14 protein-coding genes and 2 pseudogenes are annotated in these 22770 nt (G+C 64.6%); 5 read left to right on the top strand and 11 right to left on the bottom strand.

Annotation, left to right across the window (positions count from 1 at the left end; all coding sequences use genetic code 11):
• Nucleotides 1–77: 77 nt before the first annotated feature.
• Nucleotides 78–6428: a hypothetical protein gene (locus ACW7G2_RS13540; protein ID WP_456976673.1), complete on the bottom strand. Its 6351-nt coding sequence runs from the start codon at nt 6426–6428 to the stop codon at nt 78–80.
• Nucleotides 6429–6824: 396 nt separating this feature from the next.
• Between ACW7G2_RS13540 and ACW7G2_RS13535 the strand changes: the two genes are divergently transcribed.
• Nucleotides 6825–7934, top strand: coding sequence for a Gfo/Idh/MocA family protein (locus ACW7G2_RS13535; RefSeq protein WP_456976671.1), 1110 nt, complete (start codon nt 6825–6827; stop codon nt 7932–7934).
• Between the two features lie 18 nt (nt 7935–7952).
• Here ACW7G2_RS13535 and ACW7G2_RS13530 read toward each other — a convergent pair whose 3' ends face one another.
• From ACW7G2_RS13530 to ACW7G2_RS13520, 3 genes and pseudogenes are all read right to left on the bottom strand, one after another.
• Nucleotides 7953–8582: an NAD(P)H-binding protein gene (locus tag ACW7G2_RS13530; protein ID WP_456976669.1), complete on the bottom strand. Its 630-nt coding sequence runs from the start codon at nt 8580–8582 to the stop codon at nt 7953–7955.
• 39 nt (nt 8583–8621) lie between these two features.
• A complete protein-coding gene (gene chrA, locus ACW7G2_RS13525; protein ID WP_456976667.1) occupies nt 8622–9836 on the bottom strand; it encodes a chromate efflux transporter in 1215 nt (404 codons plus the stop codon).
• Nucleotides 9837–9878: 42 nt separating this feature from the next.
• Nucleotides 9879–10037 (bottom strand): annotated as a pseudogene (locus ACW7G2_RS13520) (arsenate reductase (glutaredoxin)); the annotation flags it as partial.
• Between ACW7G2_RS13520 and ACW7G2_RS13515 the strand changes: the two are divergent.
• A pseudogene (locus ACW7G2_RS13515) lies at nt 10038–10250 on the top strand (ArsR/SmtB family transcription factor); the annotation flags it as partial.
• 329 nt (nt 10251–10579) lie between these two features.
• Complete coding sequence (locus ACW7G2_RS13510; RefSeq protein WP_456976665.1) at nt 10580–12811, top strand: NADP-dependent isocitrate dehydrogenase; 2232 nt, start codon at nt 10580–10582, stop codon at nt 12809–12811.
• A 205-nt stretch (nt 12812–13016) separates the two neighbouring features.
• Here the strand turns inward: ACW7G2_RS13510 and ACW7G2_RS13505 are convergent, their stop codons facing one another.
• Nucleotides 13017–14054: an NADP-dependent oxidoreductase gene (locus tag ACW7G2_RS13505; protein WP_456976663.1), complete on the bottom strand. Its 1038-nt coding sequence runs from the start codon at nt 14052–14054 to the stop codon at nt 13017–13019.
• A 137-nt stretch (nt 14055–14191) separates the two neighbouring features.
• On the opposite strand from ACW7G2_RS13505, the gene ACW7G2_RS13500 reads away from it, so the two are divergent.
• Complete coding sequence (locus tag ACW7G2_RS13500) at nt 14192–15067, top strand: class I SAM-dependent methyltransferase (RefSeq protein WP_456976661.1); 876 nt, start codon at nt 14192–14194, stop codon at nt 15065–15067.
• A gap of 199 nt (nt 15068–15266) precedes the next feature.
• On the opposite strand, the gene ACW7G2_RS13495 is transcribed toward ACW7G2_RS13500, so the two are convergent.
• From ACW7G2_RS13495 to ACW7G2_RS13470, 6 genes are all read right to left on the bottom strand, one after another.
• Nucleotides 15267–16463, bottom strand: coding sequence for a lytic murein transglycosylase (locus ACW7G2_RS13495; protein ID WP_456976659.1), 1197 nt, complete (start codon nt 16461–16463; stop codon nt 15267–15269).
• Between the two features lie 291 nt (nt 16464–16754).
• Complete coding sequence (gene egtD / locus ACW7G2_RS13490; protein WP_456976657.1) at nt 16755–17723, bottom strand: L-histidine N(alpha)-methyltransferase; 969 nt, start codon at nt 17721–17723, stop codon at nt 16755–16757.
• Between the two features lie 8 nt (nt 17724–17731).
• Nucleotides 17732–19021 (bottom strand): ergothioneine biosynthesis protein EgtB, encoded by a 1290-nt coding sequence (gene egtB / locus ACW7G2_RS13485; protein WP_456976655.1) that lies wholly within the window; start codon nt 19019–19021, stop codon nt 17732–17734.
• 48 nt (nt 19022–19069) lie between these two features.
• Entirely contained in the window at nt 19070–19516 is a 447-nt protein-coding gene (locus ACW7G2_RS13480) for a YchJ family protein (RefSeq protein WP_456976653.1), read from the bottom strand.
• A complete protein-coding gene (gene folE, locus ACW7G2_RS13475) occupies nt 19455–20063 on the bottom strand; it encodes a GTP cyclohydrolase I FolE (protein WP_456976651.1) in 609 nt (202 codons plus the stop codon). The genes ACW7G2_RS13480 and folE overlap by 62 nt, the downstream gene beginning before the upstream one ends.
• A gap of 49 nt (nt 20064–20112) precedes the next feature.
• The gene (locus tag ACW7G2_RS13470) at nt 20113–20571 is read right to left on the bottom strand and encodes a hypothetical protein (protein WP_456976649.1); all 459 of its coding nucleotides are present in this window, start codon (nt 20569–20571) and stop codon (nt 20113–20115) included.
• Between the two features lie 125 nt (nt 20572–20696).
• Between ACW7G2_RS13470 and ACW7G2_RS13465 the strand changes: the two genes are divergently transcribed.
• Nucleotides 20697–22553 carry a DUF885 domain-containing protein gene (locus ACW7G2_RS13465; RefSeq protein ID WP_456976647.1) on the top strand — a complete coding sequence of 619 codons (1857 nt, stop codon included), beginning with the start codon at nt 20697–20699 and terminating at the stop codon, nt 22551–22553.
• Nucleotides 22554–22770: the final 217 nt, after the last annotated feature.

Genomic DNA, 22770 nt, shown 5'->3' with positions numbered 1-22770 from the left:
GGAACCTCCTCGGGAAAGGGTACGAGAAAATTCCACTTCTGACGTCAGCTAACCTGTGGGGGGATTACCCCAGCCTGTCAACAAACTCGGACTACCTTCGCGAGATTCCTCCACATCATCCCAAATTCCGGCTTGTACTTATCTGTCGTTCGTCTCAGCCTCACGTTCGCGAAGATGTCCAGCGAATGGCGCTTCGCAAACTCCTTTAGCAAGGCAGTATCGACCTCCAACAGACTTCCTGACGACATCGGCTCATGAAGCCGCCGATCTTGATCGAAGGCACTTTTCCACTCGATCACGTTGCCCAAGACAGCGTCGTCCGAATCGTTCGAACCAAACTGATCCTGAAAGTTGGCCGCGGGAATCGCGTCATTCCAGAAGGACGACAGCGCGGCAATTTCCCCTCCACTGCGGCCTCTAAATTGCCTGCGTGATACGGCGACGAGAGGAACAAGCGCCCCTTCCTGGGGAACCGCTCTCCGCGCAATCTCAGTCCGGTAGAAGTTCCGAAAGCTGTTATCCAGCCAACCGATTTGCGAAAGCATGTCCTTCTCAGTCAGTGCCCTACCCAGTTGATGCACTCCGAAGAGTTCAACGCGGGCAGCGCAAACCCTTGAGGAGTGGTCGCTGTCACGCTCGATACCGCGCTGCTCGGAGTACTCGAATAGCCTAGTAAAACCGTCCCGCGATCGCAGCGCATTCGCAATGGCTTGATCCGAATCGCGAAAATTAAGAAAGTCATCCTGCGACTCGGCAAACGAGAGCCACTCGATCCGCTCCGGCCGGGAAACAATTCGAACCAAGCTGTCTGTCGGATCCCGCAACCTCAGCACATCGGCAGTCCCCATAACGTATGCGGGGCCGATTTCATGAGCATTGATGAGGCTCACGATGCCACGATTGATAGCTTCACGGCATGCCTCGGCGAATGGCGGCGAGATCTCCAGGTTGTCGAAGTTGGTATTGATGTTATGTCGGCGGTGGATGACGGAGTCGTTCTCCAGACCCATCGACGCATTAGGATACTTCTCGTGCAGTACACGCGAAATCTCTCCCTCAAAGACCTCCTCGTCCGTCGCGCCATCACTGAAGAGCTCTGCCATCCATTGTGGGTATGGGGGAAGGCTTGTGCCATCTTGCTGCGAGCCGTACAGCGTCGGGGCAAGAGGTCGCAATACATGCGGTGCATCCAGGGCCCGTTGCGCCTTCTCGCAGGCGGGATCCACCTTCACGCACTCACACACGGCAGAAGCCACGGAGAGCCTAATGTTGAGATGTGCTTCTGACTCCGTGGACTGCACCAGCCAGTGAGCCCATTCTTCTCTCAGATCCGGACGAATCGCATTGAGTGAGTGGAACACCGATACCAGGTATTCCCGCGTGCCTGCGCCAGTGAACTCGAGCCATTGCGCTCGGACCGTCGAGATCAAGCTCGGCCTTGCCGCCAGAAGCTCAACGACCGCTTCGACACTCAGCAGTCGAATGTCTACTTCCGGATACTGAAACAAGGAGATGAGATACCGAAGTACTTCGTCGTCCACGTCATCACGGGGTACATCCAGCCAACGGGCATCTGTCTCCTTGGGCGCCAGGCCGGCGATCAAGCGGCGGTTGTGTGTCGTCCAGATTCTGTATAGCTCGACGCCATCGACACCAACTTCACCCATCAGTCTGATCAAGCGCGGGAGCATGAAAATCAACGATGTCGGGTATCGGCCGAGATGGTGAATGAACCCATTGAGCGTCAATTTTCGGCCAGCGAGAGGCTCCAGTTCCATGGCCAGTTCTGCAATCTCGTGGCTGAGCTCGGTGTACTCGAAGAAGAAGTCCGCGATGCAGTCGCGAGCTTCTTCGAGCAATGAAAAAGCCTCCAGCCGCCTAGGCACTTTAATGCGCTTGGCCAACTCGATAAGTAGCCTAGCTAACACTTCCGACGAAAGCCGCGACCGTCCAAATTCCAGCCATGAATCCAGATCCTTATAGGCCGCGCCACGAACCCATCCCGGCAGCAACTCTTTCAGTTCGTTCTCGGCTTCGAAACCGAGTCCGCCAAGTCGATACAGTTGCTCCCACCACGCATCGACGTCGAACGCATCCTTGAGCTTCCGATCCGCCTGACTACCTCCAACAATTTCGACAAATTCGGCGACAGTAGCTTGCCCAACATCCTCGACTTGAGCCTGCAGGCCATCAGCCGTGTCGTCCATGATCTCCAGCACTCGCTGGTCAAATTTCTCCAAAAGCTCATCGACTGCGGTCTGATGTTGCGCAGGAACCTCATCCATCGCGCCGGTGACTAGAAACGCTTTCAGCAAGTCATTCCGACCATTGAGTAACTCTCTTGAGTTCCTCTCTCGCCGCGCTCCGATTGCCAGCGCATCCAGCTTCGAATTAAGTTCATGCAGATCGGGCGAGACCTGATCAGAAAACGCGGAAGCCAAGGCACCCTTCTGCTCTTGCGCCACCACTTCGGTCGTGTCGGTCGGCTTCAGGAACTCACTTTTGTCGCTAGTGACGGCTTCCGGTCTCGAGGGCCCCTCCCATAGGTTCGCCCATTGCCCGACGAGATGAGGCATCTCCTTCTCGACGAGAAAAACCTGTCTCGCAAACTGGTATGTTTCCAAGCCGACGTCTACGTCTCCTTGCTTGAGCAGGGCGAGAAAGAATTCCCTCATTGCGGGTTCGGTGTCTTCATTGAAATGCCGATAGTTCTCCCACCGGCTCATTGTCTTCAGAACTGCCAAAAGCAGTCGCTTGTCGGTCAGCCTGTCCGCAGCCAGGACTCCGAGCACGCTCCGCAACGCTCTCTCTCGAGCAATGTAAGGGTCCTCGGAGATAAGCCCATGAAAGACCTTGTTCGGATACCAACGAGCGACGAGCTCCAGAAGTCCCTCAAGGGCAATCGCTACCTGCTTGCCTGCACCTGTACCTTCCAGCTGGTGACTGAGTTCGAATTGCTCTCGAATGCGATGGAGACTCCCGGCAGGATCCGTTCGATGCGCGACCTCAAGGGAGAACAATATTTCGCTGAACTGGTAGTCCTTTCGCGAATAGACACCACACGCCACCAACGCAACCTCGTTCCAGAGCCTTATTCCTTCTGCTCTGAATCCGCACACGCCCCAAGCTCGCGCAGCACCCAAGAGTTCTGTAGTAAGCGTCGCAGTTTCCTCCTCTAGGCGCGCCGAAGCCTCGACATGCACGAGAAGCTCACGGCGTATGGCGCCGGCCTCGCTGGAATCGATCATCGACAACGATATCGCGAGTCCGCGGGTCGCAGCTGGGAATCTGCTGCTTCGATCGCTACGTAGCCACTGGCGCGCCAGTGCGGTGTGCGCATCAGACGAAAGTAGCGCTTGCGCACAATCCCAGACATGCTGGAACAGCAGATGCACCGATGCTAGGTAAACATGCCGATCGTGGTCGTAGCCGCCGTCACCGCTCGCGTATTTGAGCGGTGCTGCGAGCCGATCACAGATCCTCTGTAGAGTGACGAAATCCCCTGACTTCCTGTCAAGCCTGCTCTGGTTCACCCAGAACTCGGCCAGCGAGAGCGACGCGGACACCAAGTCAGCCACAGTGCCCTGCAATTCGATGGCAGCTGAGCGCAAGAGCTTTGGAGCATCCGGCAGGTTGAGCATGAACACTCGGAAATGACTGAATGCAGCTTCCAGTTCGCTATTGAAGCGATGATTCTTCTGCAGGAGTGACGGAATTTTGGGCAGTTCGACCGACTGGACCGGATTGAATGGCACTTGCTGAAGCGCCAATTCGACCTGAACCCAGCCCAGGTAGTCTTGTGGCAGGTCGGACAGCCCATGCGTGCGGATGACCTGAGCCGACTCCGCAGCCGCATCGGCACACGCGAGTGCAACCGAGAGCGCCGCATTCGCAGCGGCGTGTAGCGTAGCCGGTAGCGCTGGCGCGTCGATCATCCGATAAATTTGATCGACGGCTCCCCTAGAGGCTAAGTGCTTGAAGATCTCAAGCAGAAGCGAGCTGTTCAGCCGGTCGTTCTCGACCTCATCTGAGCTGCGAATCGAATGTCCACGCTCAGATTTCGAATGCCACCTCAGATAACGAATCTCATCCAACAATACTTCCGGGTCCATCACTTCGCTACGCACCCGGTAGATGGATGTCAGGGCGTCGTACTTACCGCGCGACCGGTCGGCAAGTGCTTCCCGCACCATGGCAGCCGGCAACGACCGACCGAGCCGTGCTGCGTAGTGTTCGGCGAAGGCAGCGAACTTTTCCCTCGAAACCAACAGTCGCTCCCCGTTCCACACCATGTTGAGAGCGACATCGGAGAGCCCAAGATCTAGAAGGACTGTCGGGACGTCAACCGCGTCGAAATCGATGTTCTGTGCGATGAGCCCAGCTTGCTGAATCAGAAATCCGACTCGGGTAAACGAGAGCAGATCATTTGATTCGACACTTGCCTGCCACGCAATATTCAAGTTCGCTTGTATTTCTGACAGAGGGCGATAGCACGCCCACGCCCGATTCACCCATTCATCACCGCATGCATCCATCGCCTCGGCGAAACGACCAAGTTCGAAGAGAAGGCGTAAACGGTTGCGCCAGGCCTCGTCCGTTTCCGGTTTGCTTTGGTACCAAGCTAGAATCGCTTGGAATATCTCTCGTCGGTGCGGGCTGGTTCGTTCACTAACGAATTCAGCCAGACTGGCGTGATGGATCGCGTACCCCTTCGCCTCAGATACCCTTAATACGTATCTCAACGGCTTCAAAGTCTTTGCAACTTCTCCAAGAGATTGGATCTGTCCCACTGCGCGCAGCAAAGCCTGCAGCACCTCGAGCGAGGTGTATTCCTCTCGAACAGCGAGGATCGCGAGCACATACGTTGTGTTGACATCTCCGCTCCACTCGTCCCACAAATGCCGATGAAACAGGTCAATCTTTCCGTCTCGCAGCGTCGGTGCGTCCGCGAGATATCTTTCCCTCTCCCAATTGCTCATCGGAAGCAGAACCCCAGAGAGATATTCGAGGTAGATCGGCACACCTGCCGAAACTCGAATGACCTTCTCAGAGAGAGCGTCAGTCAGGCTGACACCCCGGAGGCGCATGAATTTACGTACCTGAGCTTCATCGAATCTCTTGACCCTGATCGTACGAGCCGGGTCACGCTGCAGATGCAAAGCGATCGTTGGAGGGATGGCCTCTTCATAGCGCGTCGTGAGTACAATAAGAACATTGTCTGGCACCCGGCCGTCCAATACCCTAGTTAGTGGCTTAGAGAGTAGCGACCTGCGCGATTGCCGATCTACGTGGTCAAGACCGTCAATGAGGAAGACAATGCGCTCCTTACTGTCCGACAATGCATGAAGCCAAGCGTTCAGCAAATCGACCGATGGACGCGCGTAGGCCGTAGGAAATTTGAAGTCAGGAAATGCATCTCTTAAGCGTGCACATATTGACCTAACAAACGCTTCCTCTTGAAGCCTCTCATTACCCAGTGTTTGCTCGTCAGGAATGAAGCAGTAATATCCGAACCTTATGTTCCCGCTTGCATGCAGGTACTGTGTTAGCGCCGTTGACTTCCCTGCCCCAGGTTCGCCGATGACTGCCACAAATCCGCCGGGCAACTTCTGAAGTGTATTGTCCAGTGCAGAGAAGAGCTCCGGCATCTCGACCCATAGCTTCTCATCGACCGGGAAGCGGTGGCTCAGGCGTTCCGCGAAGCGGTCCTCGAGTCCAAGCGCTTTCTGCATGTCTTTCGCGGTCACCGGTCCACCGGAAATTGACCACTTCACGCATTCGCTGAGCAGTGTGCCAAACTGCTGCTGTTCGATTCCGAGTTGTTTGAGTCTTGCTTTCACACGTGTGACGAGCACATCCCGATCCCCATGAGCCAGCGTAAAACGCAATCTCTTGAGAAAATCGTCGAACTCGCTGGCCTCATCAAAACCAGCACCCTTGCGCAACACCTCCAAGGTATTTTTGTAGTCGGGATACGACGCAACTGCGTTCAGGCCCTGGGTGTTTGAACGTATGAAGGGCTCGTGGTACTCCGTAATGAACTGCTGCAGACTGTGCGGGAAACCTGATGAAGTTTGCTTATTAACACCTGCCCGTCGCGTCGAGAGAAGCTCAACGACCTTAGTACCGCTTTCGGAGGAGATTTGACGGTATCCGCGCGCCAGTTTCCCCCAAAGCGATACGCCCTCCTCTTCCACGAGAAGACCTGCCAAGGTGAACGACGCGTCAGCATCTGCTGCCCACTTGACCTGAATGAAAGTAGATCCAGAAGTAGTGTCGACGATGATGTCGTCGATGTACTTGGCGCGATCGGGATTCTCTAGCGTGACTTGAACCGTTGTTGAGCCCACCTCAAGAAGGTCCAGAAGGTGCAGTGCACCGACCAGGTTCTGGTAATAAAATCCTGCCTGAGCTTCTGCACCCGCCATGCGGTTCCTCTTCTATCAGGTTTCTAACGCCGGGATTGGAACAGCGGTGCATTCAGTCTGCGCATGCCTTCTCAACATATCGTCGGTAGCCGCGCCACCTGTTCGAGACGATCGTTGCCCACCCTTTTGGAGGAGTTTACCAAAGCCCAGATCCGTAGATAGGTGCAAGGCATCGTCAGCCACCCCTGCAGACTGTCAACCTATCTTCTTTAGCGATCGGCCGCTTTGGGTCGGAAGCGGACGATAAAAGCCCTCTCTATAAACGCGCTGACTCTGCATTTGCGCAATGCTCTTCGGCCCCTCGGCTGATCACCGCCGGCGCTTGATACCTTTATCCCCGCGCTCATCTAGGCTCAAGAAGCCGCAACCGCGACCCGATCCAACCAGGAGCACCAATTGACCAACACCACCCCCATCCGCGTCGGCATCATCGGCCTCAACCCCGGCATCCACTGGGGCGCCACGGCCCACGTGCCGGCCCTCGCTTCCCTGCCAGATGATTACCAACTGGTCGGCGTAGCCAACACCAGCCTTGCCAGCGCCGAGCGCGCCGCCAAGGCGTTCGGGCTGAAGCATGCGTTTGCCAACGCCCAGGCACTGGTGGAGTCACCGGAGGTGGACCTGGTGGTGGTGACGGTGAAGGTGCCGCACCACCACGAGCTGGTGACGGCGGCGCTGGAGGCCGGCAAGCACTTGTACTGCGAGTGGCCACTGGGCAACGGGCTGGCCGAGGCACGCGAGCTGGCCGCGCTGGCACGGGCGCGGGGCGTGGTGGTGGCGATCGGCACGCAGATGCGGGTGGCTCCTGAGGTGGTGCACCTGCGCGAGCTCATTGCCGGCGGCCACATCGGCGAGGTGCTGTCGACCACGCTGGTCGGCAGCGGCGGGCAGTGGGGCGGGCTGACCGATGCCGCGCATGCCTATCTCTACGACGCTGCCAACGGCGCGACGCTGTTGACCATCCCGCTGGCGCATACGCTGGCCGGGCTTTGCGAGGTGCTCGGTGGCGTGCGCAACCTGTCGGCGCGCATGGTGCGCCACCGGGACACGGTGCACGTGGAGGACACCGGCAAGGACATTTCGAACAACAGCCCGGAGCAGGTGCTGGTGCACGGCACGCTGGAGAGCGGCGCGGCCTTCTCGGTCCACTATCGCGGCGGCACCTCGCGCGGGACCAACCTGCTGTGGGAGATCAACGGCACCAAGGGCGACATCCAGGTGACGGGTGCCGGCGGCCACGCCCAGCTCGTGGACCTGGACGTGCGCGGCGGCACCGGCGAAGCCAGCGGGCTCGCGCCGCTGATGCCGCCCGCCAGCGCCTACGCGGGCCTGCCGGACAGCGCGGTGGCGCGTAACGTGGCACGCATCTATGCGCTGCTCGCGCAGGACATCCGGGAGGGAACCAATCGGGCGCCAAGTTTCGATGACGCCGTGGTGCTGCATGAGCTGGTGGATGCGATCGAGCGCTCGGCCGCCGAGGCGGAGGTGGAGGTTCCGGGAGGCTGATCCAGGATCAGCAGCCGGTCACGCGAGCTCGCCCGATTCCACCGTTTGCTCCCCCGCCTGGCCCTTCACCGCCGCTTCCAGCATCGCCCAGGCGATGTTCTGGGCGGGGTTGATGCGCCACCTCCGCGGCAATACCGGACCGACTGTTCCCAGCACCACCTCGGCGACCCGCTCGCCGAGGCGGAACTCATTGCGCTCGCCGCTGATCAGGCCCGGCCGCACGAACGTGAGCGAGGGAAAGCCGACTTCCTGCAGGTCGCGCTCCAGCTCGCCCTTCACCCGGTTGTAGAAGACGCGCGAATCCGGGTCCGCGCCCATGGCGGAATTGAGCACGAAGGTGGGGGTGCCGTGGCGGTGGGCGATGCGCGCGGCCTGCAGCGGGTAGCGGTGGTCGACGCGGCGGAAGGCCTCGCGTGAGCCGGCCTTGTTCATGGTGGTGCCCAGGGCGCAGATGACCGCTTCGGCGCCCCACCAGGAGGCGTCTTCGGGCAGGTGCTCGTAGTCGACCCGCGGGGCGGTCAGGCCGGCGCGCGTAGGCAGCGGGCGGCGGACCGGGGCAATGACTTCGTGGACACGTTCGTCGGCGATGGCGAGGTCAAGGACGTGGCTGCCGACCAGGCCGGTCGCACCCAGGACAAGAAGCTTCATGGTGCCGACTCTGGTTGCTGCGCGCCGGAAACGCAAAGGTCACAGGTGCACCGCGAGCGTGGCGCCCACGCACCACAGCACCACCCACAGGGCGGACGCGCGCGCGAAGAACAGCAGGCCGAAGCCGATGGCCGCGATGATGAAATCCGCCGGCGCGCGGATAGCGCCAGTCCAGACCGGATCGTAGAGCGCCGCCGCCAGCAGGCCGACGACGGCGGCATTGGTGCCGGCCACGGCACTGGCAGCCAGGCGGTGCCGGGTCAGCCCCGCCCAGGCCGGCAGCACCGCCAACAGCAGCAGGAACCCGGGCAGGAACACCGCAATGAGTGCAACCGACGCGCCCAGCGCGGCCGGCATGCCAAGCGGGATTCCTGCACCGAGGAAGGCGGCGAGGGAGAACATCGGGCCGGGCACGGCCTGGGCGGCGCCGTAGCCGGCAAGGAAGGTATCCGCTTCAATCCAGCCCGGGTCGACCACCGAGTGCTGCAGCAGCGGCAGCACCACGTGGCCACCGCCGAAGACCAGCGCACCGGCCTGGTAGAAGGCGCCCGCCACCCCGGCCGCGGTCGGCGTGACTGGGGTAGGCAGCAGCAGGGCCGCGGCCAGGCCGGCCAGGAACAGGGCGAGGAAGACGGCGCCGGCGCGGCGGCCATGGCGCACGGGAAGGCCCGCTGCGGCCGGCGCGCGCACATGCCGGCACAGCCCCAGCCCCAGCAGGGCGCCGAGGGCGATGGCCACCAGCTGGATCCAGGCCGCCCCGGCCAGCAGGACCAGCGCCGCCGCGCCGGCGGCGATCGCGACGCGCGGCAGGTCCGGGGTGAGCTGCCGCATCATGCCAAGCAGGCTGTGCGCCACCACCGCCACGGCCACCAGCTTCAGGCCCTGCAGCGCGGCCGCACCAACGCCCTGGCCCAGGTGCGGCGCCAAGGCCGCGAAGCCGAACATCAGCAGCGCCGAGGGCAGGGTGAAGGCAAGGAAGGCGGCCAGCGCACCGCGCCAGCCGCCGCGGAACAGGCCGATGGCGAACCCGACCTGGCTGCTGGCCGGCCCCGGCAAAAACTGGCAGAGCGCCAGCAGCTGGGCGAAATGGGCGTCGTCCAGCCAGCCGCGGCGCTGCACGAACTCGGTGCGCAGGTAGCCCAGGTGCGCGACCGGCCCGCCGAACGCGGTCAGCCCGACCTTGAAGAACGCACGGAAGACTTCGCCCGCGGTCCCTTCCGGGCGCCCGGCCCTGTCGGAGTCAGCGTGCGGCATGGCGGTCGGCCCTCCGGGAGCCGGCAAGCGTCAGGCCCATCGTCATCCGCTGGCCGGGATCACTTCACCGTGCTCCTTGGTGAACGGCTTCGTCAGCGGCGGCAGGATCTCCAGCACCACCTCCGACGGCCGGCACAGCCGCGTGCCCTGCGCAGTGTCCATGAACGGCCGGTTGATAAGGATCGGGTGGTCCATCATGGCATGGAATTGAATGATGCAACCACCGCGCTGGCCGCCCTGGGCCACCCCAAGCGGCTGTCGGTGTTCCGCCTGCTGGTCGAGGTCGGCCCTGAAGGACGCACCCCTGGCGAGATCGCCGAAACCCTGTCGCTGCCGGGCGCGACGCTGTCGTTCCATCTCAAGGAGCTCACGGCGGCAGGACTGATCGAGGGGGAGGCGCATGGGCGGAATATCCTGGGGCCGGGGCGCTGGTGCTGGTGGCCGTTGCCGCCCGCGGGCACGTGATCTCCACCCGCAGGAAGGTGGGCATCGTGCTGACGCTGCCGGTGCTGCTGGTCACCCTGACGGCGCTGGCGGTGCGGCTCAGCGCGGGCTGATTGGCAGCGCTCCGCGACGCAAACATGCCCCGGGCTGGCGTGGAAGGCTGTGTTTCTTTGCCCGCCCCGGCCCAAACCGCGACAATAGGGGGGTTACGCGGCCGTCCCCTCCGGGCCGGCCCTGCGTGCCGCCCGGCCCGTTGCCCGCGGCGCGCCCTCCCGTCCGTATCGAGGATTGCCAGCCCCATGCCCAACGCCCCCAAGATCATCTACACCATGACCGACGAAGCGCCGTACCTGGCCACGCAGTCGCTGCTGCCGATCGTGCAGGCCTTCACCAGGACCGCCGGCATCGCTGTGGAAACACGCGATATCTCGCTGTCGGGCCGCATCCTGGCGCAGTTCCCCGACCGGCTGAAGCCGGAGCAGCAGGTGGCCGATCACCTGACCGAACTGGGCGAGCTGGCCAAGACGCCTGAAGCCAACATCATCAAGCTGCCCAACATCAGCGCTTCCGAGCCGCAGCTGCGCGCGGCGATCCGCGAGCTCCAGGACAAGGGCTTTGATGTGCCGGATTACCCCGCCGACCCGAAGGACGATGCCGAGCGCGAGATCCGCGCCCGCTACGGCCGGGTGATGGGCAGCGCGGTGAACCCGGTGCTGCGCGAGGGCAACTCCGACCGTCGCGCGCCCAAATCCGTGAAGGAATACGCACGCAAGCATCCGCACCGCATGGGCAAGTGGAGTGCGGACTCCAAGGCGCACGTGGCCCACATGAGCGACGGCGACTTCTACTCCAGCGAGCGCTCGGCCACGATGGCCGCGGCGGGCGAGCTGAAGATCGAGTTCGTCGGCGCCGACGGCAGCGCGCGCGCGCTGCGCGATCCGGTGAAGGTGCAGGAAGGCGAGATCGTTGATGCCGCGCGCATGTCGCGCAAGGCGCTGGCCGCGTTCATGGCCGAGCAGATCGAAGACGCCAAGGCCCAGGACGTGCTGTTTTCGCTGCACCTGAAGGCGACCATGATGAAGGTCTCCGACCCGCTCATGTTCGGCGTGGCGGTGCAGGAGTTCTATGCCCCGGTGCTGGACAAGCACGCTGAAGCACTGAAGCAGTCGGGCTTTGACCGCAACAACGGCATCGGTGACCTGTACTCGCGCCTGGACAGCATGCCGGCCGATACCCAGGCCGCCATCAAGGCCGAGATCGAGGCGCTGTACAGGGAACGTCCGGGCGTGGCGATGGTGAATTCCGACAAGGGCATCACCAACCTGCACGTGCCGTCCGACGTGATCGTTGACGCCTCGATGCCGGCGATGATCCGCGACTCCGGACAGATGTGGAACGCGGCCGGCGAGTTGCAGGCCGCCAAGGCTGTAATCCCCGACCGCAGCTATGCCGGCGTGTACCAGGCCACGATCGAGGACTGCAAGGCCAACGGCGCGCTGGACCCGGCCACCATGGGCAGCGTGCCCAACGTGGGCCTGATGGCGCAGAAGGCCGAGGAATACGGCAGCCACGACAAGACCTTCCAGGCCCCGGCCGACGGCACCATCCGGGTGACCGACCAGGACGGCAACCTGGTGTTCAAGCACACGGTGGAGGCCGGCGACATCTGGCGCATGTGCCAGGCCAAGGATGCGCCGATCCGCGACTGGGTGCGGCTGGCCGTTGAGCGCGCGCGCCTGAGCGGCACCCCGGCCGTGTTCTGGCTGGATCCACAGCGCGCGCACGACGCGCAGCTGATCACCAAGGTGGAGCGCTACCTGAAGGACCACGACCTGGCCGGCCTGGACATCCAGGTGCTGGCGCCGGTGGAAGCCACGAAGCTGTCGCTGGCGCGCATGCGCAAGGGCGAGGACACCATCTCGGTGACCGGCAACGTGCTGCGCGACTACCTGACCGACCTGTTCCCGATCCTGGAGCTGGGCACCAGCGCCAAGATGCTCTCGATCGTGCCGCTGATGGCCGGTGGCGGGCTGTTCGAGACCGGCGCCGGCGGTTCGGCCCCCAAGCATGTGCAGCAGTTCGTGCAGGAGAACTACCTGCGCTGGGATTCGCTGGGCGAGTTCCTCGCGCTGGCGGCTTCGCTGGAGCACCTGGGCCAGCGCAACGACAACGCGCGTGCGCTGGTGCTGGCCAAGGCGCTGGATGCGGCCACCGGCCGGTTCCTGGACAACGACAAGTCACCTACCCGCCGCCTGGGCGGGATCGACAACCGTGGCAGCCACTTCTACCTGGCCATGTACTGGGCCGAGGAACTGGCGGCGCAGGACGAGGACCCGGCACTGAAGGCGATCTTCGCCCCGCTCGCCGCTGCCCTGGCCCGCGACGAGGAAAAGATCGTGACCGAGCTGATCGATGTGCAGGGCAAGCAGGTGGATATCGGCGGCTACTTCCGCCCCAGCATCGAGAAGACCGGCGCGGCGATGCGCCCGAGCGCGACCTTCAACGCAGCCCTGGCCAACCTGGTCACCTGACCCGCCACGGGGGCCGCACCCGCGGCCCCCGATGGGTTCCGATGGGTCCGAGGGGCTCCGCTGTAGGAGCGCGTCATACGCGCGAAGCCGCGTGACACTTGGACGCAAACCGCGGCTTCAGCCCCGGCGTTATGTCCGAAGCCACGCTCCGTTGCCGCAATTCACGCGGTTTCGCGCGCATGGCGCGCTCCTACAAATGGGGTGGTCAGGAGATCTTGACCAGTTGCTTGCCGAAATTGTCGCCCCGCAGCAGGCCGATCAGGCCCTGCGGGGCATTTTCCAGACCTTCGACAATGTCTTCGCGATAGCGCACTTGGCCCTCGCGCAGCCAGCCGCCCATCTCGCGCACGAACTCCGGGTACAGGTGGCGATAGGGCTTGTCGCCAACGATGAATCCGCGCACGGTCAGGCGCCGGCTGAGGATCAGGCCCATCAGCTGTGAAAGGCGGTCCGGACCGGGCGGCAGGCCGGCGTCGTTGTAGTGCGCCACCAGGCCGCAGACCGGCACCCGCGCGTGATCGTTGAGCAACGGCAGCACCGCGTCCAGGACCTTGCCGCCCACGTTTTCGTAATACACGTCGATCCCGTCGGGCGCGGCGGCGCGCAGCTGCCCGGCGAAGTCGTCCGCACGGTGGTCCAGGGCGACGTCGAAGCCCAGGTCACCGCGCAGATGGGCGACCTTCTCCGGTCCGCCGGCAATGCCGATGGTGCGAGCGCCGCGCAGCTTCGCGATCTGCCCCACGGTGGCGCCGACCGGGCCGCTGGCGGCGGCAACGGCCAGGGTTTCGCCCGGCTGCACCTTGCCGATCTCGTGCATGCCGACATACGCCGTGAATCCCGGCATGCCATGGACGCCCAGGGCCGTGGTCACCGGCGCCTGCCCGGGATCGAGCTTGCGCTGCAGGCTGTCCCCATCGGCGACGGCAAACGCCTGCCAGCCGCCGTGGGCCAGCACCAGGTCGCCGGGGGTCAGATCGGGATGGCGGGATTCCACCACTTCGGACACCGTGCCGCCTTCCATCGTGCCGTCGATATCCAGCGGGGCCGCATACGAGCGTCCCTCATTCATGCGTCCGCGCATGTAGGGATCCAGCGACAGCCACCGGTTGCGCAGCAGCACCTGGCCTTCGGCGGGCGTGGGCAGCGGCGCGCGATCGAGGCGGAAATTGCCTGCCGTTGGCACGCCCTCGGGGCGCGAGGCCAGCACGATGCGGGTGTTTTCAGCGGGGGACTGGGTGTTCATGGGGTCTCCATAAGGCGTGCCCGCGGATTTCGCGACATGCACTTGGGAGTTGCAAGGTAGCGCCCTTGGCGTTTCGCCGCCGCGAAACCGCCACCGGCTTTGCGCTAGGCTGTCGACCCATTTACGGAGAACCGCCGATGAGACCTGTCCTGCTCACCGCCCTGCTTCCGCTCGCCCTGGCCGCCTGTGCTCCATCCGGCGGCGACACGCCGGCTACCGCAGAGCCGGCGGCCGAAATGGCCATGCCTGTTCCGGCCGACGCCGGGGCCGAGGCATCGCTGGAAGGAACGGTTTCCGGCACGTGGCGCTCCCCCGACTTCGTCGAGCGCGACCGTTACCGCAACCCGGCTGAAACCTTGGCCTTCTTCGGCCTGCAGCCTGATCACACCCTGATCGAAATCACCCCGGGTGGCGGCTGGTATGCCGAGATCCTGGCGCCGTACCTGCGCGAGCGCGGCCAGTACATTGCCGCCGTGGTGGATCCGGATGCGCTGCCGGAAGACCGCCGCGATTACCCCACCCGCACCCTGGCGGGCCTGGAGGAACGCTTCGGACAGGGGCCGGACCAGTTCGATCGCGCCCAGGTGGTGCGTTACAACCCGGACAGCCCGCAGTTCGGCGAGCCCGGCAGCGCCGACATGGTGGTGACCTTCCGTAACGTGCACAACTGGCTGGGCAACGACCAGGCCGAGGGCATGTTCAAAGGCTTCTTCGAAGTGCTGAAGCCCGGCGGCGTGCTTGGCGTGACGGATCATCGCGCTGCGGCCGATGCACCCGATTACGACGGCACCGGCTATGTGCGCGAAGACCGCATGGTTGCGCTGGCCGAAGCGGCTGGCTTCCAGTTCGATGCCAGCAGCGAGATCAACGCCAACCCGGCGGATACGAAGGACCATGCGAACGGCGTGTGGACCCTGCCGCCGACCAACCGCCACGATGACGCGGACGCAGAGAGGTATGCCGAAATCGGCGAAAGCGACCGCATGACCCTGCGTTTCGTCAAACCCGAATAACGCCGACCGCTGCTGTAGGAGCGCCTCGCAGGCGCGAAGCCGCGTGAACCATGGCGGCCAGCGTGGCTTCGGACCCGATGCAGGATCCGAAGCCACGTCTGATGATCGATGTCACGCGGCTTCGCGCGCGTGGCGCGCTCCTACGAGGGGCAGAACCCTCTTGGCTGGTGTCACGCGGCTTCGCGCGCGTGGCGCGCTCCTACGGGGAGAGCGGCGTGGTGCGCAGGACGGTGAGGATGTTCTGGCCGGCGCGGCCGTCGGCGGGGGTGATGCCGAGGCGCTGCTGCTCGGTGCGGATGGCGCGGCGGGTGTTGGTGCCGATCAGGCCGTCGACTTCGCCGATGTCATGGCCGCGCTCGAGCAGCAGGGTCTGCAGCTGGCGGCGTTCGGCCCGGGACAAGCCGGGATCGCTGGTCGGCCACGTGGCCACCAGGCCGCTGCCGCCGCGCAGGCGGTCCGACAGCAGGGCGATGGCCAGGGCGTAGCTTTCGGCGGCGTTGTAGGAATAGATCGCGTCGAAGTTGCGGAACACCAGGAACGCGGGCCCCTGCGCTCCGGCTGGCAGCAGGATGGCCGAACGGGTATCGCCGGGCAGGTCGATGCCCTCGCCATTGATACGCGCAACGCCGCGGCCCAGCCAGTCGGACAGCGGCCGGCGGTTGGTCCGTCCGGCCAGCGAAGCGTTGAAGCCGGCGGGCAGCTTCACTTCGTAGCCCCAGGGCCGACCTGTCTGCCAGTTGGAGCGCTTCAGGTAGTTGGCGGTGGAGGCCAGCGCGTCGGGAATGCTGCCGACCAGGTCGCGGCGGCCGTCGCCGTCGAAATCGACCGCGATGCGTGCATAGGTGCTGGGGATGAACTGGGTGTGGCCGAACGCGCCGGCCCAGGAGCCGGTGAGGCCTTCGGCCTTGATGTCGCCCGCCTGCAGCAGCTTGAGCGTGGCGATGAATTCACCGCGGAAGAACGACTGCCGCCGGCCTTCGCAGGACAGCGTGGACAGCGAGGTCAGGATCGGGCGCTTGCCGAAAATCCGGCCGTAATCACTTTCCACGCCCCAGATGGCGACCACCGTGGCCGGATCCACGCCGTACTGGGCGGAGACGCGGGCCAGCAGCTCGCCGTGCTCCTCAAGCCTTGCCTTGCCGTCAGCCACCCGCTCCTCATCCACCAGTCCGGCCAGGTAATCCCAGATGTCGGTGCTGAACTCGGGCTGGAAGTTGAGCAGCTCCAGCACGGAGCGATCAGGCTCCAGATCCGCGGTGTAGCGCTCGAACGTGGCCGCACTCACGCCCTGCTGGGCCGCGGTGGATTTCACCCCGGCCATGCAGCGCTGGAACGCCGAATCGGCGTGGGCGGCGAAGGCGGGCAGCAGCAGCAACAGGCAGGCAAGTCGTTTCATGGGCACGGTCACAGGACGGCAAGACCCCCATTGTAGGAGCGCGCCATGCGCGCGAAACCGCGTGACCCCTGCCTCCCCCGAATCGCCGCCAACGTGAAGGGTCGGTGGGGCCATCCCGGTCAGGACTGTCGGCGCCATGGACGGCGCCGGCAAGCGTACATGGACGTATTCACAGCGGGTCCTGACCGGGATGGCCCCGCCGGCGCACCCGCGAGGCTCGCGGAACAATCCCCCGGACGATGCAGTGGAGCCACTATAAACGTCACGCGGTTTCGCGCACGTGGCGCGCTCCTACAGGGGGTGGAGGAGGCGGAGGCCGAGGCGGTTGTCGGGGTCGTTCCAGGATTCGGCGACCTTCCAGCCGGCGGCGGCGGCGATCGCGGCGAAGTCCACGTCGGTGTATTTGTGACTGGTCTCGACCTGCATGGCTTCGCCTTCCTCGAAATGGAACGTCCGCCCGTCCACTCGTACCTGCTGCTCGCGTTGGCTCACTAGAGCCGTCTCGATCCGGCTGCGCTCCACGGAATAGCGCGCCCGGTGACAGAACTGGTCGAGGTCGAAATCGCTGCCGATCTCGCGGTTCAGGCGCGCCAGCAGGTTCAGGGTGAACTCGGCGGTGACCCCGGCGGCATCGTTGTAGGCGGCCTCGATCAGCGCCGGATCCTTGTGCAGGTCGATGCCGATCAGTGCCAGCCCGTCGGCGCCCACGGTGTCACGCATGGCGCGCAGCAGGTGGATGGACTCCTCGCGGTCGAAATTGCCCAGGGTCGATCCGGGGAAGAACACCAGCCGTCGGCGCGGTTCACGCAGCGGCTGTGGCAGGCTGACCGGACGGGTGAAGTCCGCGCCCACCGGCAGCATCTCGATCTGCCCAAAACGCCCTTCCAGCCGCGACACGCTGTCGAGCAGGGCGGCGCGGGAAATCTCGATCGGCGTGTAGGCCACCGGATCTTCCAGGCCGGCGAGCAGCAGCTCCGTCTTGCGCCCGCTGCCACTGCCGTATTCCACCACGTGCAGATGCGGTCCGACCGCTGCGGCGATATCGGCCAGCCGTGATTCGAGCAGGGCCGTCTCCACCCGGGTCAGGTAGTACTCCGGCTGCCGGGTGATGCGCTCGAACAGTTCGGAGCCGCGCGCATCGTAGAAATACTTGGAGGGCAGCCGCTTGGGATGTGCTGACAGGCCGGCCACGACTTCCGCGGTAATCCGCTCCGGGGTGGGTTGCAGGTCGATCAGGTCGGCGTCGGGGACGGCAGGCATGGACAGGCTCATTCGTCGCGGGCCAGGCGCAGGCCGGCAAACTGCCAGCGTGCGTGGGAAGGGAAGAAATTGCGGTAGCTGGCACGGATATGGCCGGCCGGGGTGAGGCAGCTGCCGCCGCGCAGGACCCACTGGGCGTTCATGAATTTGCCGTTGTACTCCCCCTCCGGGCCCGGCCAGGGCCGGTAGCCGGGATAGGCGGTGTAGGCGCTCGAGGTCCACTCCCACACCCCGCCGAACAGCTGGGCGAATCCGCTGACACCCTCGGCCCCTGCCGCACGGGGATGCAGCGCCGCATCGTCTCCGGCCGCGACAGGATCGACACCTGCGACGGCATGCTCCCACTCGGCCTCACGCGGCAGGCGTGCGCCGGCCCAGCGCGCGTAGGCGTCGGCTTCGTAATAGCTCAGGTGGCAAGCGGGTGCATCGGGCTCGGCCTCGCGCCAGCCGTGCAGGGTGAACACCTGGTCCAGGTCCTCGTGCCAATACAGTGGGCGCTGGACACCTTCGGCCTGGATCCACGCCCAGCCGTCGCTCAGCCACAGGGCCGGATCGCGATAACCGCCGTCGCGGATGAACTCGAGGTATTCACCGTGCGTCACCGGACGGTTGGCCAGCGCATACGGTTGCAGCAACACCGGGTGGCGCGGCGATTCGTTGTCATAGGCGAAGGCTTCCGAATCCGCCGGCCACGCCGCCGCACCAATGTCTGCGGTACCACCGGACATGCGGATCCACTGCAGGGCGCCCGCTCCGCCATCTTTGGACGGGGTGTCTTCGCAATAGGCCGGATGCAGCGGGTTGCTCCAGAACGCATGCTTGATGTCGGTCAACAGCAGTTCCTGGTGCTGCTGCTCATGGTGCAGACCCAACAGCAGGCGTTGCCGCGCCTCCGCATCCAGGCTCCCGGCTTCCGTCTGCCAGGTCAGGCGCGCGTCCACCTGGTGGCGGTAGTCGATCACTTCAGCCAGCGACGGCCGAGTGAGCAGGCCGCGCCGCGGCCGCGCATGCATGGGACCGATGCTCTGGTAGTAGCTGTTGAACAGGTAATCCCAGGCGGGGTTTACCGGCTGGTAGCCGGGCAGCCCAGCGAGGATGAAGCGCTCGAAAAACCAGGTGGTATGGGCGAGGTGCCACTTGGCCGGACTGGCGTCAGGCATGCTCTGCACCATCGCATCTTCGGCAGAGAGCGGCGCTGCCAGGCAGAGGGTGCGGGCGCGCACCTGGGCAAAACGCGCCACAAGCGACTGTGCGTAGGCCGACGTGGAGGTGGGAAGGGCCGTGGGGGCGGTTTCCATGGGCACATGATTGCGGCGCTCCAGTTACAGGAGCGTTAACTGGCGCAGTCAGCCTCCCGCGTCCAGGTACAGCCAGCGGCCGTCAACGCGCAGGAAGCGGCTGGCTTCCTGCATCCGCACCGCGCTGGCGCCGCCCTCGCGATAGCGGGCGATGAATTCCACGATCGCGCTGTCCTCACCGGTGAGCCGATGCGACTTCACCGTGAGGCCGAGCCAGGTGGGGCCCCCTTCGGCTGGCGCTTCCAGCTCCAGCGGATCCGGACAGGTGTCGGGATGCCAGCTCTGGCGCAGGTAGTCTTCCAGCAGCAGCACGTATGCGCTGTAGCGGGAGCGCATCAGCGCCGCTGCATCGGCCGCCGGCTGGCCCTGGTGCAGGGGTGCGCAGCAGCGCGGATAGTCCCTGCCGGTGCCGCAGGGGCAGGGACGGCGCAGGTCAGCCGCGGCGGCCACTGCCGGTTTCAATGAACTGCAGGAATTCGGAGCGGGTGCGGGCATCGTCGCGGAACGCGCCAAGCATGCTGGAAGTGATCATGCTGACGCCGCGCTTGTGCACGCCGCGGGTGGTCATGCACTCGTGCACGCCTTCCACCACCACGCCCACGCCCAGCGGCTGCAGCGCGCGCTGGATGCAGCCGGCAATCTGCGCGGTCATCTTTTCCTGCACCTGCAGGCGCTTGGCATAGGCCTCCACCACCCGCGCCAGCTTGCTGATGCCCACCACCTTGCCGGCCGGCAGGTAGCCCACGTGCACGCGGCCGATGATCGGCGCCATGTGGTGTTCGCAGTGGCTTTCGTATTCGATGTCGCGCAGCACGATCATCTCGTCGTAGCCGCCGACTTCCTCGAAGGTCCGGGCCAGGTACTCGTCCGGATCCAGCGCGTAGCCGCTGAACCACTCCCGGTAGGCCTTGACCACGCGCTTGGGGGTATCGAGCAGGCCTTCGCGCGCAGGGTCATCGCCGGCCCAGCGCAGCAGGGTGCGCACGGCCTCTTCGGCCTGATCACGGGTCACGCCGTGGGGATCTGGAGGAAGCTCGGCCATGGACGGAAATCACGCGTTTGGGGAATCGTCCATGTTAACGCGCCGCTGCTCAGCTGGGCCGGCCCTGGTTTTGCAAGGTCGCGTCCATGTCGCGCCAGAGATGCTCCACGGCGTGCCGGGCCTGGTCCCAGGACAGGCGCGAGCGGCCGCGGACCTTCAGCCAGCGTGCGCCGAGGGCCGGTTCAACGCCGGCAAATTCCTGGCCGCCGTGCGTGCGCCAGGTTTCCACGCCAAAGCGGTACGCGGGCTCGTAGTCATGCCATTCCATGCCAGGCGCGTAGTAGGCCATCTTCGAGTAGATCTCCTCGAAATGGCCCACGTTGTCGCTGGGATCGGTCGAGACGACCATGCGGTTGCCCACCAGCGCGCCGCCGGCCACGCCGATCACCACCCCGACCACCAGCCCCGATGGGCCGGCCATCAGGTAGCCCAGCGCGCCCAGCACGGCACCGCCGACCAGGGCACTCACGGTAGTACGCGGAATATGTCGCCTTTCCAGAGTGCTCATCCTGCCTCCTGGGCGCGGATACGCCAGTTTCCCTGTTATGTTTCGCACGCTATAGCGTCCCCGGTCGCCGTGCGGTGAAAGTCGGCCGAGCCCGGCGGCCCTTCTTCAATCCGGGAGTAGATATCGTGCGATCCGCCCTTGCCTGCAGCACCCTTGCCATCGCCCTGGCCCTGGCCGCCTGCTCCCCGCAGCCCGCGGCCGACCAGACCAGCACCGCCATCCCCACCCAACAGGCCGAGGACGAATCGGCGCGCCTGAATGCCTGGTTCGAGGAGCAGTACGAGCAGTTCCTGCAGTTCAGCCCGACCATGATGACTTTCCAAGGGCGCAAGGATCTCTACGACCGGCTTGATGACGTCTCCGAAGCGGGCCAGCGCGCGCGCCTGGACTGGATGGCGGCTTCGGTCGCGGAGATGGAATCGGCGTTTGATTACGACCGCTTGGACGATGACGCCCAGCTCTCCTGGGACATCTGGAAGCGCCAGTACGACAGCGCGCGCGGGCAGATGCAATACCTCTCCCACGCCTATTCGTTCGACCAGATGAACGGGATGAACAGCGTGCTCCCGATGTTCCTGATCAACTTCCACACCGTGGAGAACGAGCAGGATTACCTGGCCTATATTTCCCGCCTGCAGGCGGTGCCGACCCTGCTTGGCGAGCTGCTCGACCGCGCCCGTGCCAATGCCGAACAGGGCATCCGCCCACCCCGTTTCGCCTACGAGGGCGTGATCGAGCAGTCGCGCAACATCATCACCGGCGCGCCCTTTGGCGATGGCGTCGACAGCCCGCTGTGGGCCGACCTGCAGGCCAAGGCCGACGCACTGGTGGAGTCCGGTGACATCAGCGCGGAGCGCGCCGATGCGCTGAAGGAGCAGGCGCGCCAAGCGCTGGTCGAGCAGGTGCAGCCCGTCTATGAGCAGATCATCGCCTGGAGCGAGGAAGAGCTGCCCAACGCGCTGGAAAACCCGGCCGGCGTGGGCACCACCCATCCCGACGGCGCGGCGTACTACGCCTGGCAGCTGCGCGAGAACACCACCACCGACATGAGCGCGGAAGAGATCCACCAGCTCGGCCTGGACGAGGTAACCAGGCTGCGCGGGGAGATGGAGGCGCTGATGGAGCAGGTCGGCTTCGAGGGCGACCTGCAGGCGTTTTTTCAGTTCCTCAACACCGACCCGCAGTTCCGCTACCCGAATACCGACGAGGGCCGCCAGGCTTACATCGACGATGCCACCGCGGCGATCGAGAACATCGAGCAGTACCTGCCCGAGTACTTCGGTCTGCTGCCCAAGGCGGACCTGGTGGTGCGCCGGGTTGAGTCGTTCCGCGAACAGGACGGCGCCGCCCAGCACTACTATCCGGCCACCCCGGACGGCTCACGCCCGGGCATCTACTACGCGCACCTGTCGGACATGGACGCGATGCCGAAGACCGAACTGGAAGTGATCGCCTACCACGAGGGCCTGCCCGGCCATCACATGCAGATCTCGATCGCCCAGGAGCTGGAGGATGTCCCCACCTTCCGCACCCAGCAGTTCACTACCGCCTACACCGAGGGCTGGGGCCTGTACTCGGAATGGCTGGCCAAGGAAATGCCGGACACCTACCAGGACCCCTATTCGGAATACGGCCGACTGATGTCGGAGATGTGGCGCGCGATCCGCCTGGTGGTGGATACCGGCATGCACGCCAAGGGCTGGACCGAGGAGGAAGCGGTGGAATATTTCTCTGCCAACAGCTCGATCCCCGAAGCCGCCGTGCGCTCGGAGATCCGCCGCTACCTGATCATGCCGGGCCAGGCGACCGCCTATAAGGTCGGCATGATCAAGATGCAGGCGCTGCGCCGCAAGGCCGAGGCCGAGCTGGGCGAAGCCTTCGACATCCGCGGCTTCCACGACACCATCCTCGGCGGCGGCGCCATGCCGCTGGACCTGCTGGAACGCCGCGTAGACGCCTGGATCGCCGCGCAGAAGTCCTGACCTCGCGAGAGCTCCGGTTCATTGGTAGGAGCGCGCCATGCGCGCGAAGCCGCGTGACACTGGGCGATGGCGCAAGGCTTCGGCACCGGCATCTGTGTCCGACGCCATGCCGCAATGCCTGGACTCCCGCGGCTTCGCGCGCATGGCGCGCTCCTACAGGGGGAATCAACGGCGCCGTGCCGGACGAATTACGGGGTGTCGGGGGCGTAGCCCCGAC

The organism is Luteimonas sp. A277 (assembly GCF_054052045.1).
The sequence above is the reverse complement of the archived record's forward strand: the minus strand, read 5'-3'. Positions and strand labels throughout refer to the sequence as shown.

Coding starts and splice junctions, on each gene's coding strand:
- ACW7G2_RS13540 (WP_456976673.1), bottom strand. CDS start 6,428: ATGGCGGGTGCAGAAGCTCAGGCAGGATTTTATTACCAGAACCTGGTC.
- ACW7G2_RS13530 (WP_456976669.1), bottom strand. CDS start 8,582: ATGAAGCTTCTTGTCCTGGGTGCGACCGGCCTGGTCGGCAGCCACGTC.
- chrA (WP_456976667.1), bottom strand. CDS start 9,836: ATGCCGCACGCTGACTCCGACAGGGCCGGGCGCCCGGAAGGGACCGCG.
- ACW7G2_RS13510 (WP_456976665.1), top strand. CDS start 10,580: ATGCCCAACGCCCCCAAGATCATCTACACCATGACCGACGAAGCGCCG.
- ACW7G2_RS13505 (WP_456976663.1), bottom strand. CDS start 14,054: ATGAACACCCAGTCCCCCGCTGAAAACACCCGCATCGTGCTGGCCTCG.
- ACW7G2_RS13500 (WP_456976661.1), top strand. CDS start 14,192: ATGAGACCTGTCCTGCTCACCGCCCTGCTTCCGCTCGCCCTGGCCGCC.
- ACW7G2_RS13495 (WP_456976659.1), bottom strand. CDS start 16,463: ATGAAACGACTTGCCTGCCTGTTGCTGCTGCTGCCCGCCTTCGCCGCC.
- egtD (WP_456976657.1), bottom strand. CDS start 17,723: ATGCCTGCCGTCCCCGACGCCGACCTGATCGACCTGCAACCCACCCCG.
- egtB (WP_456976655.1), bottom strand. CDS start 19,021: ATGGAAACCGCCCCCACGGCCCTTCCCACCTCCACGTCGGCCTACGCA.
- ACW7G2_RS13480 (WP_456976653.1), bottom strand. CDS start 19,516: ATGCCCGCACCCGCTCCGAATTCCTGCAGTTCATTGAAACCGGCAGTG.
- folE (WP_456976651.1), bottom strand. CDS start 20,063: ATGGCCGAGCTTCCTCCAGATCCCCACGGCGTGACCCGTGATCAGGCC.
- ACW7G2_RS13470 (WP_456976649.1), bottom strand. CDS start 20,571: ATGAGCACTCTGGAAAGGCGACATATTCCGCGTACTACCGTGAGTGCC.